The 13,112-nt window shown below is 59.2% G+C and carries 9 protein-coding genes; 8 read left to right on the top strand and 1 reads right to left on the bottom strand.

Features of this window, described 5'->3' with window-relative positions; all coding sequences use genetic code 11:
* Positions 1–255 precede the first annotated feature (255 nt).
* From BBOU_RS05765 to BBOU_RS05750, 4 genes are all read left to right on the top strand, one after another.
* Positions 256–1,794, top strand: coding sequence for a resuscitation-promoting factor (locus BBOU_RS05765; RefSeq protein WP_026503447.1), 1,539 nt, complete (start codon positions 256–258; stop codon positions 1,792–1,794).
* A gap of 187 nt (positions 1,795–1,981) precedes the next feature.
* Positions 1,982–2,890, top strand: coding sequence for a 16S rRNA (adenine(1518)-N(6)/adenine(1519)-N(6))-dimethyltransferase RsmA (gene rsmA, locus BBOU_RS05760; RefSeq protein WP_051616895.1), 909 nt, complete (start codon positions 1,982–1,984; stop codon positions 2,888–2,890).
* On the top strand, positions 2,887–3,810 hold the full coding sequence (locus BBOU_RS05755; protein WP_033490209.1) for a 4-(cytidine 5'-diphospho)-2-C-methyl-D-erythritol kinase: 924 nt from the start codon (positions 2,887–2,889) through the stop codon (positions 3,808–3,810). Before rsmA ends, BBOU_RS05755 begins: the two co-directional genes overlap by 4 nt.
* A 32-nt stretch (positions 3,811–3,842) precedes the next feature.
* Entirely contained in the window at positions 3,843–4,466 is a 624-nt protein-coding gene (locus BBOU_RS05750) for a LytR C-terminal domain-containing protein (protein ID WP_026503450.1), read from the top strand.
* Positions 4,467–4,614: 148 nt separating this feature from the next.
* On the opposite strand, the gene BBOU_RS05745 is transcribed toward BBOU_RS05750, so the two are convergent.
* The gene (locus tag BBOU_RS05745) at positions 4,615–6,033 is read right to left on the bottom strand and encodes a CCA tRNA nucleotidyltransferase (protein WP_026503451.1); all 1,419 of its coding nucleotides are present in this window, start codon (positions 6,031–6,033) and stop codon (positions 4,615–4,617) included.
* An 87-nt stretch (positions 6,034–6,120) separates the two neighbouring features.
* Between BBOU_RS05745 and BBOU_RS05740 the strand changes: the two genes are divergently transcribed.
* From BBOU_RS05740 to BBOU_RS05725, 4 genes are read left to right on the top strand one after another with little or no spacing between them, the layout of a single operon-like run.
* Positions 6,121–6,771, top strand: a complete 651-nt coding sequence (locus tag BBOU_RS05740; protein ID WP_026503452.1) for an NUDIX hydrolase — start codon at positions 6,121–6,123, stop codon at positions 6,769–6,771.
* Complete coding sequence (locus BBOU_RS05735; RefSeq protein ID WP_152595603.1) at positions 6,735–9,062, top strand: DUF6049 family protein; 2,328 nt, start codon at positions 6,735–6,737, stop codon at positions 9,060–9,062. The genes BBOU_RS05740 and BBOU_RS05735 overlap by 37 nt, the downstream gene beginning before the upstream one ends.
* Complete coding sequence (gene murJ, locus BBOU_RS05730; RefSeq protein ID WP_081815572.1) at positions 9,059–10,930, top strand: murein biosynthesis integral membrane protein MurJ; 1,872 nt, start codon at positions 9,059–9,061, stop codon at positions 10,928–10,930. The genes BBOU_RS05735 and murJ overlap by 4 nt, the downstream gene beginning before the upstream one ends.
* Entirely contained in the window at positions 10,927–13,050 is a 2,124-nt protein-coding gene (locus BBOU_RS05725; RefSeq protein ID WP_026503454.1) for a protein kinase family protein, read from the top strand. Before murJ ends, BBOU_RS05725 begins: the two co-directional genes overlap by 4 nt.
* The last annotated feature ends 62 nt before the right edge of the window (positions 13,051–13,112 follow it).

The raw sequence follows: 13,112 nt of genomic DNA, 5'->3' as shown, positions 1-13,112 counted from the left end.
TCTTCGGCTCCCCTTTCTCTTGGCGCGAGTCGTCCGGCGGTGCAGAACCCCGGGCGACTCGCGTTATATCGCGACGTTTTTCTTACGAGGCAGGATAGGCCGCCATCACCTCCAGCAAAGAATGCCCCCAAAGAATGTGGGAGAATGTTGCGAGCTCCCGCCAGATTGAGCATCACGCCCGCCCAAACCGCTACAATGCAAGCCAGAGGCTCTGCCACACAGGCAACCCATTCAACGTATTCGGAAGGTGATGGCATGGCGCGTCGTTGGACACCACAGCGCACAGTGATGTTACGTCGTATCAGAGTGGCGTGCTGTTCAATCGCCGTCATACTCGCCTCAGTGGGCACATTCGCGGTTGGAGCGCGCAAAACTGTCGCCCTGTCCATCAACGGGCAGACCTCAACCGTGACCACCTATGCATCCACGGTCCAGCGGCTGCTGCAAGAACAACACGTGACAGTCAAGTCACACGACATCGTCGAATCCACCGTCAAAGGCGAGCTCAAAGACCACGATGTAGTCACCGTCCGCTCGGCGTACGAGACCACAATCAACATCGACGGCACCGAAGTGCCGTTCTGGACGGTCGCCACCAGCATGGACCAGCTGCTGGGATTCTTCGAAGCCAACGAGGTCGCGGCATCCAAAGTCACCGTCGATATCAAAAACGTGTACAACCAGCTCACCGGCGGCTTGGTCATCAACGAAAACGGCCCCGTGACCGTCATCGCGGACGGGAAAACCTCCATTGCCCCCAACGGCAAACTGACCGCCGCCTCAATCCTCGATTCCAAAGGCATCACGCTCGGCAAAGAAGACCGCGTCAGCGTCGAAAAAGATAACGGCACCACAATCCTGCGCGTCCAACGCGTCAAGCATGAAACTGAAACCCGTACGGAAAACATCCCCTTCGACACACAGACCATCGTCGACACCAGCTTGCAACCGGGACAAACCGTCATCCAACAGGCAGGACAGAACGGCAGCAAAACCGACACCTACAACGTGACATATGTCGATGGTGTCAAAGAAAGCGAAACACTCATCTCCTCGCAAACAACAGCTATCCCGGTGACGCAGATCATCGCCGTCGGGCCAGCACAGCCGGCACAAGACGATGCCGACACCAACACTGATTCCGGTGCCGATTCAAGCGAATCCGCAGGCGGATCGTCCGATTCCGGCAGCGGATCGACATCATCCGGATCGGACAAGGGCTCCAGCTCGTCCGGATCATCCTCTTCACCGTCAGCTTCATCCTCTCCGTCGCCGTCCGGATCAGCCTCGAGCAGTCCGTCCGCATCCGCCAAACCATCACCATCACCATCGAAGAGCACACCAGCACCGACCACAACCCCCGCGCCGAAGCCGAGCACGTCCAAACCGTCAACCAATACCGGCAACACTTCGAATTCAGGGAATTCCGGCAATACGAACAACTCCAACAACAGCTCCTCATCGGCCGGTGCACGCCTGTGGCATCCGACCGTCCAACAAGCCCAAACCTATGCGGCCGGCGCTGCCGCCCAACGCGGCTGGATCGGCAACGAGTGGAACTGTCTGGTCAACCTGTGGATCAAGGAATCCGGTTGGCGCTGGTGGGCCGGCAATCCCAAGTCCGGTGCCTACGGCATCCCCCAATCCCTACCAGGCAGCAAAATGGCGCGATTCGGCGCCAACTGGAAGGATGACGGCGCCGTGCAAATCGATTGGGGCCTGTATTACATCGCCACCACCTACGGGTCGCCATCCGTAGCGTGGAAACACTGGCAGGACCACAACTGGTACTGATTCGCCCGATTGCACGCCGCCCGCACCAAACCGCGGATAATCCCCGCCGACGCGGCACGCACGACAATCGAACCGGCAACCCCAACAGACAATACAGCAGCAGCACACACAGCAAGAAGCGCACATGACCACCACAACCATCCCACAACCGTCCCACGAGCAAAGCACAACAGTGGAATCCACATCGATGCGCCAGCACCAATCCGGGCATCTGCTCGGGGCGGCAGACATCCGCCGCATCGCAGCGGACGCCGGCATCAAGCCAACCAAGAAATTCGGGCAGAATTTCGTCATCGACCCGGGTACCGTGCGCAAAATCGTCCACGAATCAGGCGTATCGCAAGACGATACCGTGCTTGAAGTCGGGCCGGGCTTGGGCTCACTCACGCTCGCCCTGCTAGAAGCCGGCACGCGTGTCACCGCCATCGAAATCGACCCGGCACTCGCCCAACGCCTACCCGGCACGGTCGCCACCTTCATGCCGGACGCTTCGAACCGCCTGCATGTCATCAACCATGATGCGCTGACCGTAACGCCTGATGACGTCCCCGAACTACGTGACGCGAACCATATCACCCTCGTGGCGAACCTGCCGTACAACGTGGCGACCCCGATCATCCTGACCTTGCTGGAACGTTTCGGACAGCTGGACCATTTCACCGTGATGGTCCAGAAAGAAGTCGCCGACCGGCTCGCGGCGAAGCCCGGCAGCAAAATCTACGGCACGCCGAGCGTCAAACTCGCCTGGTATGGCCATGCGGAACGTTCCGCTTTGATTGGCCGCAACGTGTTCTGGCCAGCCCCCAACGTGGATTCCGCACTCGTCACCTTCACCCGGTATCCCGACGGGCAACTCACGCTGACGCAAGGCGAACCACCCGCACGCGACCGGGTGTTCACACTCATCGACGCCGCGTTCGGGCAGCGCCGTAAAACCCTGCATGCCGCGTTGAAACACCTGGTGCCCCAGGCGGCGTTCGAAGCCGCGAATATTGATCCGACACGCCGCGGGGAGACCCTGACCATCGACGAATTCACCCGGCTCGCCGCCGCATGCGACCGTATCAACGCTGACGGACGGGAGGCATCGGCATGAGCGCAACGGTCAGCGTGGATTGCCCCGCCAAAACCAATCTCACCCTGCATGTCGGGGCGAAACAAGCCGCATGGGCGGGCCGGCACGCACTGGACACCATCTACTGCGCCCTCAGCGTGGCTGACACGGTCACCGTATCCGAGGCCCCAGCCGGCAGCGGCGCGACATTGCGAATCATCGGCGAACATCTCGGCGACCTGACCCCCGACAGTGATATCCACGCCAATCACGCCATCCGGGCCCTCGACGCTCTCGCCCAGGCAAGCGGACATCCCGCCGACGCCGCCGTACACATCACCAAACGCATTCCTGTCGCCGCCGGACTCGGCGGGGGGTCCGCCGACGCCGCCGCCACACTGCTCGCACTCAACACCCTATGGGGACTGCATTGGCCGATGGAACAGCTGATGCCTATTGCCGCCGGACTGGGCGCTGACATGCCATTCTGCCTGGTGGGCGGGTACGCACACGGCACCGGTTTCGGCGAGCGCATCGACCGGATTGCCGCTGACAGTGCCGCCGGAATCAACCTGCAACGGCAAGGATTCGCCGGTAGGGTGCTGATTGGCGCCTATGACACCCCGTTGAGCACGCCTAAAGTCTATGCCGAATTCGACCGTATCGGCAACGGCAAGGATGATTCATGCCGCCCGCGATCTGAAAACGATTTGCAGTATGCGGCCATCCGGTTGCATCCACGCAGCGGTATCGCGATTGATGTGGCTCTCGCCGCGGGCGCGTCGCATGCGTTTGTTTCCGGTTCCGGACCGTCGGTTGTGGCGTTTGTGCCGTCAGATCAGGCGATGGATGGGGTCAGGCGGGCGTGGCGTGACGGTCGGGCTGTTGATCGGTTCATCGAAGCGAACGCCCCGGCACAGCCTCGAATACAGGTCCTGCCCAGCGTCAGCGATTGCCGGTAGAGTAAGAAGGATACCAAGACGAAGAGGATGCTATGACCGGAATCTATGATGAGCGTGCGGCACGTAAGGCTTATGTGCGCCGCCGACAAACCGCAGTGTTTTCCATCACCATCGCGTGCATGGTGGTCGCGCTGGTCATATCGCTGCTGTTCTATTTCCATATCTTTGGTCTTGGGGAGCCGCAAAACGCTGAAAACCAGCCGAATCATGGCGTGACGGTCGCATGTGCGGTACCTGATTCGTCTGGCACGGCCAAATACGTGGACACGTCGGCTGTTCATGTGCGGGTACTCAACGGCACGCAGCATTCCGGTTTCGCCCGCGCTGTCGGCGAGGCGCTCACGAACCGCGGGTTCACGGTGGAGAATGTGGCGAACTATCAGAAAACCGATGTCAAGCGCACGGTGATCTATTACGGCAAGAACGCCATCAACGAAGCGTACACGTTGAATGACAACTTCACCGACGCGGTCATGAGGATGGATGACCGTCAGGACAAACTTATTGATGTGGTGCTTGGCGCCACGTTCGACAATTTGAAAACCAAGTCGCGGGTTCTGGGCAAAGGCGCAAAAATCGCGAATATCGACGGCTGTGTTGATGGCAGCAAGATGACGAGTCTGCCGAAGGCCCTCACCCATGATCCGGTGAACTGATTTCGGGCACAGCCCGATTAGGCCCACGCAATGCCCGGTGTGCGGATGCGTCCGCGCACCGGGCATTGCGTTACCGTCGTCACCCCGTTCACGTGAGCGGCGTGACGACGTGGGCGGCATGCGGTTGATATGCGGGCTTGACGCCGGCTTACTTGCCTGCTGATGCCGCCCAACGTTTGAGTTCTTCAACTGCGGCATCATGCCCGACCTGACCATTATCCAACCGGTATTCCAGCATATGCCGGTAGGCGGCACCCACTTGCGGTCCGGGTTCCAGTCCGAGCAATTGCATGATTTCGTTGCCGTCAAGTTCAGGACGGATTGCTTCGATATCCTCACGCTGCTTCAGGTCTCGGACCCGTTGCTCCATTTCGTCCATCGCATCCGAGAACATCTGGGCTTTACGCTTGTTCTGTGTGGTCGCGTCGGCGCGGGTCAACCGGTTGAGACGCTCGTAGAGCGGTCCGGCGTCACGCACGTAGCGGCGGACAGCGGAATCAGTCCACGGTTCGTCGACATACCCGTGGAACCGCAGATGGATGTTCACCAGTTCGCTCACATCCTGGACGATATGATGGTCGAAATGCAGGGCACGCAACCGTTTGCGCGTCAATTTCGCGCCGACGGCATCATGATGATGGAAGCTGACCTTGCCGTGATCTTCGAACTTTCTGGTGGCCGGCTTGCCGATATCATGCATCAACGCAGCCAAACGCAACTCGAGGTCGGGGGCCGGAACCGGGCCGTCGGGGCCGGTTTCCAGCGCTACGGCACGGTCGAGCACGATCATCGTGTGTTCGAACACATCCTTATGCCGGTGGTGCTCGTCGATTTCCAGTTTCAGCGCGGGGATTTCCGGCAGCACGATATCGGCGAGACCGGAATCCACCAGCGCTTCGATACCGGCGCGGGGACGGGACGACAGCAATGTTTTGACCAGTTCGTCACGCACCCGTTCCGCGGAAACGATACGAATGCGGTCGGTCATTTCTGTGATCGCCTGTGCGGTTTCCGGTTCGATGTTGAATCCCAGCTGGGCGACGAAACGGATGGCACGCATCATGCGCAGCGGGTCGTCGTCGAAGGATTGACGGGGGTCGACCGGCGTGCGCAACACGCCTTTGGCCAGATCGCTGGCGCCGCCGAACGGGTCGACGAATTCCAAGTCGGGCACGCGCAATGCCATCGCGTTCACCGTGAAATCACGACGGGACAAGTCACCTTCGAGTGAGTCACCGTAATCGACTTCCGGCTTGCGCGAATCCGGATCATACGTGTCGCGACGGTACGTAGTCACTTCGACTTGGACCGCAGTGCCGTCCGGTCGGCGTCGCATCGCACCGAGCGTGCCAAACTTGCGTCCCATATCCCAAAAACCGTCATGCCCCCACGCCCGCAAGATATGCTCGAACTGTTCGGGGCGTGCAGACGAGCAGAGGTCCAGGTCGTGGGATTTGCGATGCAGAAGCAAGTCACGAACCGGACCTCCCACCAGAGCCAGCTCATACCCTTCGTCCGCGAACATACGGCCCAGCTCTATCGCCTCTGGCCAGACTTCGAAATTCAACGCGCGCCCTTTCGATTCGTCACTTTTTCTACGCCTTCAAGCATACCGTCACTCCACCTGCACATTGGTTTGAGTAAGGTGGAAGACATGATTACTCCCGCAGACCTTGCGCGCATGCTCGCCAACGCTGCGGATAAGCATACCCAAAACGGGCCGATCGCCGACACGCTGATGTACACATCGCAGTCGGAACGGCCGGTACGTTATCAAGATCAGGAGCCCGGCACCCCTACTCCCGCACTGATGCCACAACGTCGTACCGGGGATATGCCCGCGACGTTCGCCTCACTGGACACCCAGGAGCTTCCAGTTGTCAGGGAATATTCCGCCGGCGGCCTGGTCTTTGACAATCAGGGGCGTGTCGCGATTATCGCCCGGCATTCACGCAGCGGCCATCTGGAATGGTGCCTGCCCAAAGGGCATATTGAGAAGGGTGAAACACCGCAGGAGACCGCGGTCCGTGAAGTGCATGAGGAGACGGGGATCCTCGGCGAGGTGGTCGATTCCATTGCGACCATCGACTACTGGTTCACCGGCACCAGCCAGCGCGTACACAAGCTTGTCCATCATTATGCGCTCCGCCGTATCAGCGGCGAACTCACGGTTGAAGGCGATCCCGATCACGAGGCCGAAGACGCCATCTGGGTGAAGTTCGAGGATTTGGACAATGTGCTCAGCTATCCTAATGAACGCAAGATCGCATGGCTTTACGCGAGGAAACTGAACAGGCAGGCATAACGTTGAACTACCCCGTACATCACGACAATATGAGGGCGCGGGCACGGCATGTCATATGCCTGCTGGTCGCCATCGTGCTTGCAATCATACTGCCATCGCTGTTCGGCTGCACCATGGCTGAGGCAAGCACGGTGCCGTCCGCCAAACATGCCCGCAACACGGCGTCGGCGAGCGCAACATCGGCTTCCTCCGAAGCGTCGTACGGCACTACGATGACCATCGACAGCATCACGCCCGTTGTCACGTCATCCTCCGGCTATCATCTCCGTTTGACCCTGCACAATGTCGGCACCACAACGAACGAGGCGGGCACGTTGACCGTATCCACGAATGTGTTTTACACGTTCGTGTCCCGTACGGATATACAGGATTGGGCGCAAGGGCAATCCAGGATCCCGATGCACGATCAGCTCGCCCAAACCGATGTCGGCGCTATCGCCGCCCATGGCACCGCAACAGTCAATGTCGATATCGATGCTTCTTCCCCACAGCTGGCGGCAATAACCAACTGGGGGCCCAAGCCGGTAAGGATCACCTATACTCCGGGAGCGCAGGCCGATGGGACACATCTGGGCGGAACGTCACTGCATACGTTCCTGACGCGCTCATCAGATGGTTTGAAGACCGCCGACACCCCTGCGATGGGTATCACGATCGTGCAGCCGCTCGCGTCAAAGACGTGGCAGACCAACACCGCCAGTGTCACCAACATGCTGAATGCGGAAAGCTCGTGGCTCAACAGCAGGTCGGTTGTTGACGCGATCTCCCCTGCCGGTGATATCGCCAAGACGGAACGTGCGCAATCGCAGCTGTTGGCCAAGCACGCCAAACTCCAAGTTCTTGCCGACCCGTCGTATCTTCAGGCGATGGCCATGCCCGCCCAGACTACGGCGATCATGCAGCCGAGCATGTTCGACATCACCGCGTATGCAGCGCTTGATTCGCCTGACAAGTATACGAAAGCCGGGGTGAATACTTCGGATTGGGATGCGTCGGCAAGCGTGTCCGCATACCGTTCCGCGGTCGGCAGCACGACGTCGACACGGCAGGCGATCGCGTTGCAAGGCCATGCCCGTTGGACCCAGCGCGCGTTGAATATCGCACGGCAGGCCGGATATTCGACGGTTATTGCCACGTCCGGCTACGGAAGCGGCGCCTCGGGCACGGTGCATACCGGCAAATACGACGTGTCCACTGATTCCGGCGATATCACCGTGCTGGTCGCCCAACAGGAGTTGACCGGCCTGGCTCGCGGCAAGGCGACCAGTAGCGAGGCTGACAGTGAGACCAGTGATGCGGGCAGGCTGTCGCGCTTCATCGCGCAAAGCGCGTTCTATCAGATGGAGCAGCCGTATACGTCGCGTAATCTGCTGGTTTGTCTTGATGCGGGAACGTCTACGGCGTTCGCTGACTCACTGATGAGCGCTCTTGAACAGTCAAGCTGGCTGAATCTGACTGATTTGAACACATTGATGGATGCGGACGCTTACCGTAGCGGACAGTCCGCCGCCGAGTATGTCCCGCAGTCGTCCGGCCTTGGCGCCTCGTGCCGCAAACGTCTTGAAGCGGCGCTTTCGGCGTTCTCCCGGGATGTTGAGAGTCTCAAACGGTTCAAGAAGACTGTCTTGTCATCTGACGTGTCCGCTTCCTTATCTTCAACGCCTGGCAGTACCGCGTCGGAGACGTCGAGCAGCGGCGACGAGCAGTCCCTCGCCCGCCATGATGCGAACAAAATCGCACAAACCAAGACTACGGGTCCTTCCATATGGATTTCGTGCCTGTCTTCGTTGCAATCCCGGATGGCGCTGTTCGCACTGTCCGGCGACACGTCATTGTCCCAGCGGATGGCTGATGATGCCGCTGGCCTGTCGTCGAAATTGTTCGGCAATATCACCATCACCCCGACCGATACGGTGACGGTGGTCAGTGAGACGGCGAAACTGCCGGTCACGGTCAGCAACGCCGGACCGTATCCGGTTCGTGTCCGGGTTTCGTCACTGACTGATTCGATGGAAATCGTCACCAACCGTTACGCTGACGTCACCGTCCCGGCGCGGGGTGAGGAGCAAGTGACGTTCACAATCCGTGTGGCGACTTCGGGAACCACCAATGTCCACTTGTCCTTGCAGGATCAGGCCGGCAAGGACTTCTCCTCACCGCAGACCACGACGATTACCAGTTCTCTGCAAATCAGCGATAAGACAGGTATCGCTTTCATCATTGTGGCGGTATTGCTGGGTGTTCTTGGTTTGTGGCGTCAATTCAACCGGAAGAAAGATCCTGACGAATGAGTTCTTCAGTAGGGCATAATTCCCTCGTCATGGCCATCGGTACGGCCGCTTCGCGACTAACCGGCCAGATCCGTACCATTCTCCTCGCCGCGGCAGTTGGCACGACCGGTATGGCGGCAAACGCCTATCAGGCCGGTTCGATGATTCCCCAAGTGATTTTCAGCCTTATTTCCGGCGGTATTTTCAACGCGGTGCTGGTTCCGCAGATTGTGCGCACGTTAAAGGAGGATGACGCTGAGGACCGGCTCAATAAGCTCATTACTTTCGCGATCGCGTTGCTTGCCGGAATCACTATCGCGATGATGCTGTTGACCGCCACAACCCCGGCGTTCACCCACTTGTATGCGAACGGCGGCAAGGACATGCTGGCACTGACCAACGCATTCGCGCTGTGGTGCATGCCCCAGATTTTCTTCTATGGCCTGTATACCGTGCTCGGCCAGATTCTGGCGGCGAAGAATCATTTCGGCATGTACGCGTGGAGTTCGGTTGCCGCGAATATTGTCAGTTGCGCCGGGTTCACGCTGTTCATCGTGTTGTTCGGCAAAGCCGACAAGCAGCCGCTGAATTTCTGGACGACGGACAAGATCATGCTGACCGCCGGCACGTGGACGCTTGGCGTGGCGGTCCAGGCGCTGGTGTTGTTCATCCCGCTGTTCCGTCTGGGCGTGCATTACCGGTGGCGTTGGGGCGTTCACGGTATCGGCTTGCGTTCGATGGGTTCGGTTGCTGCGTGGAGTCTCGGCATTGTCGGTGTCGACCAGTTGTTGACGATTCTTTCGACTCGTATCACGACGAATGCGCCGCTGCGCGCCCATCAGCTGTTCGGTATCGATGAGACGCTGGTAGCGGGGAACGCCACGTATCAGAACGCGTTCACCATCTATATCCTGCCGTATTCCCTGATTGCGGTGTCTGTGGCGACTGCGGTTTTCCCGAAGATTTCCCGTGCGGTTGCCGATAATGACATGCAAACCGCACGTATTGATTTAAGTGACGCCCTGCGTAATGTTTCTCTTTTGATGAGCTATTTCACCGCCGTATTCGTGGTGATGTCCGTGCCGATTTCTTTGGCTTTGCTGCCTTCGATCAGCGTCGGTGAAGCCCAGCTCATGTCGGGCCCGATGATTGCACTGTCCTTGTCGCTGCCGCTGTCGAGCGCCTACCTGATCATTCAACGCACCTTCTACGCTTTCGAAGACGGTCGCTCACCGTTCATCTTCATGGCTGTCCAACTCAGCATCCAGATGATCATCCTACTGGCGGTCACGTATACGATGTCCCCACTGCATTGGACCACGATGCGCGGGGTTGCGGTGACCGTCGCCTATGTGACGTCATTCCCGCTGCTGGTGTGGATGCTGCGCAAGCGGTTCGAGAACCGTCTGGATGGGAGGCGTATCGCCTTGTCATTCATCAAGGCGAGCGTCGCCACCGGGGCGGCGATCGTGGTTGGCTTGTGGCTGCGTACACCGGTCTATCATCTGGTTGGTGCCGATTTGGACGGCGGTCGCCCTCACATGAACTGGATCCAAGCGGTGCTGGTATGCGTGATTCTGGCAGTCATCATCACCGTCATGTTCGTGGGTGCGCTCTGGGGCATGCACACCGAGGAGTTGCTCGGCTTGTTGTCGTCGCTGAAGCGTCGATTCAGCCGTCACGGCGCAGCACCCGCCGAAATTCCGGCAGCCGGGAACGAATCGAAGGAACCTCCCGTCCCGTCTGCGGAACACCCGGATGCCCCGGCATCTGATGGGGATGAGCACACGGTAGCCGCTGCCGCTGTTTCGACCACTCCCGTCAGTAGAATGACTACTACCGCACCGCGATCGCGCGATGTTCTCGATATGGAGCGAAGGAACATATGAAGCCACAACTGGGAGACACCATTATCAACCGGTACACGTTGGTGTCATTGCTACGCGACGAACCCGGCTTACAAGCTTGGAAGGCGAATGATCGCGTCCTCGCCCGTGACTGCCAGCTATTCATCGTCACCGATGCCGACGCCATCCCCACGGTTGACGCGATCGCATCCTCACTGGCATTGTCACGCAATCGCCGGTATACGCAGGTGCTCCAGCTTCAGCATCGTGCAGGCGTGTCGATCATCATCACGGCGGTTGACAACGGCTTGTCGTTGACCGATTACTTCCGCGGCCCTGCATCCAAAACACTGAGCCAGGCGGCTATCCGTTCGATTCTCGGCGAAACCGCGTCGGCTATGCGTCAGCTTCTGGTTGACGGACTATCCCACTATTCGCTGAGCACTGACACCATCCGACTGACCGTCAATGGCGTTCAGCTTGCAGACGCGACCATCAGCCCGATGCTTGCCGACACTTCACGTGCGCCGGCCGGTCTCAGCCCGGAGCGTCTTGCTATACGCCAGCTTGCCGCAGTGTTGTATGCGCTGATCACCCGTACCCCGTCGTCTGTGGACGCTCCGATTGATCTCAACCGTCTCGGACCGGATGTTCCCGGCGAATTCCGTTTGATCTGCCATCGAGGTCTTGGATCATCCAACGAACCAGGTGTCGTGCCGATGGAATCACTGGCCGAATTGACCGCGTTGTTGGGCAATTGGGAGCCGCTCAATCAGCTGCATGACAGTGATATCGCCCTGCCGAGCGTTGACGCTGAATGTTCCATCGCATCCGCAGCATTACGTGCTCCGGTACCGGAACATATTCTTGACTTCCCGCCGGATCTTGCATCCTCCTTCGAACAGCATGCCTATGCCCAGGCGCAAGCCGCCCAGGTCGGTGCGATACCGGCGGTGCCGCTTCCGTCCAAGCCGACCACGGATGACCAGCAGGCCAAGGATATCGCCGAACGCCAGCAGGCCATGCAGCAGGCTATGCAACAGGAGTCGGCGGAGTGGATGAAGAACAGTCAGGCGGCTCCACGTAACCCGAACCGGCAGCCGCCGATTCCGCGTCCGGATCCGTCCGACAGCAGCGACTACGATTTCCATGACATCGCCGCCGCTGAAGTCGCCAATATCATAGCTCCGTCAGTACCGGATCCCGACAACGCCATCTTCCCGAATTTCAACGTGCCAACCGACCCGTATACGGATACGCAAGCCACGATGCGCTTCGATTTCGCTCGTAAAGCGGCGAAGAACGCTCATCGTTTGCAACCACCGTCAACCGGGGAATCGACAAGCCGTATCCCGGTGTTCGATGCGAACGGCATGCCAGTGGAACCGGGCGATGAGTCTCGTCGCGCACTGGAAGACGAGCAGACGCAGATTCTCGCCGCGAATTCGCCGATCAGCCGTCCGCCGAGTTTCACTCCAACCGTCGAACCGGAGCATGAAGAGCATGATGCTTACAATCCGGTGGAGCAGGATGATGTTGCCGATGCGACGCTGTTCGGCAGGTTCAGCACCAAAGTCGTTGCCATTGTCGTGGTTATTGTCGTAGTTGCCGCCGCGGCAGGATTGGCATGGCATAGTCTTTCCGGAGGCACCACCATCGGTGCGGCGAAACAGTCGAGTGCATGGCCTTCCGAGAACTTGGACAAAGTCCCGTTCGGCAGCAGCACTCCGACCAGCGATGCATCGGGGTCGTCGTCGAGCTCCGGCAAGAGCAAGGTCATCAATGCCGACAAGGACGCTTCGGCAGTACCGACTCCAACCGTTCCTGAGAACAACACCCCGTACACCATTGATAAGCAGGAGTTCCTCACCAAGCCCGGTGGACAGGACGGCTATGGCTATTACATGCATCTGAGCGAACCCGAAAGCGTGTACCGTTTCGTGGTGTCCATCAGGTCGTCCGGTGGTACCGGCTACCTGTATGCGAATACGACAGCGGATCCGACGCAAGGTGAGCAGGTTGCGCAGTTCGCCTTCGATGCGAGCGGCAAGACGGAGGTCAAACTCACCAAGACCGTCAAGAGCCAAGACTTCCTCATGTGGGTCCCCCGTGACAGTCTTCCCGGCAACCAGCTGTACATCAACTCGGTGGAACTGTACTGATGTCACACTGACGACACGTGTGCCTATGATTTGCGGCCCCTGAATCATTCCGGTTCAGGGGC

Origin of the sequence: Bifidobacterium boum (genome assembly GCF_000741535.1) — a bacterium.
Classification (GTDB): domain Bacteria; phylum Actinomycetota; class Actinomycetes; order Actinomycetales; family Bifidobacteriaceae; genus Bifidobacterium; species Bifidobacterium boum.
The sequence above is the reverse complement of the archived record's forward strand: the minus strand, read 5'-3'. Positions and strand labels throughout refer to the sequence as shown.

What these genes read in the sequence shown, in the direction of transcription:
- BBOU_RS05765 (WP_026503447.1), top strand. Translation starts at nt 256, where the DNA reads ATGGCGCGTCGTTGGACACCACAGCGCACAGTGATGTTACGTCGTATC.
- rsmA (WP_051616895.1), top strand. Translation starts at nt 1,982, where the DNA reads ATGCGCCAGCACCAATCCGGGCATCTGCTCGGGGCGGCAGACATCCGC.
- BBOU_RS05755 (WP_033490209.1), top strand. Translation starts at nt 2,887, where the DNA reads ATGAGCGCAACGGTCAGCGTGGATTGCCCCGCCAAAACCAATCTCACC.
- BBOU_RS05750 (WP_026503450.1), top strand. Translation starts at nt 3,843, where the DNA reads ATGACCGGAATCTATGATGAGCGTGCGGCACGTAAGGCTTATGTGCGC.
- BBOU_RS05740 (WP_026503452.1), top strand. Translation starts at nt 6,121, where the DNA reads ATGATTACTCCCGCAGACCTTGCGCGCATGCTCGCCAACGCTGCGGAT.
- BBOU_RS05735 (WP_152595603.1), top strand. Translation starts at nt 6,735, where the DNA reads ATGGCTTTACGCGAGGAAACTGAACAGGCAGGCATAACGTTGAACTAC.
- murJ (WP_081815572.1), top strand. Translation starts at nt 9,059, where the DNA reads ATGAGTTCTTCAGTAGGGCATAATTCCCTCGTCATGGCCATCGGTACG.
- BBOU_RS05725 (WP_026503454.1), top strand. Translation starts at nt 10,927, where the DNA reads ATGAAGCCACAACTGGGAGACACCATTATCAACCGGTACACGTTGGTG.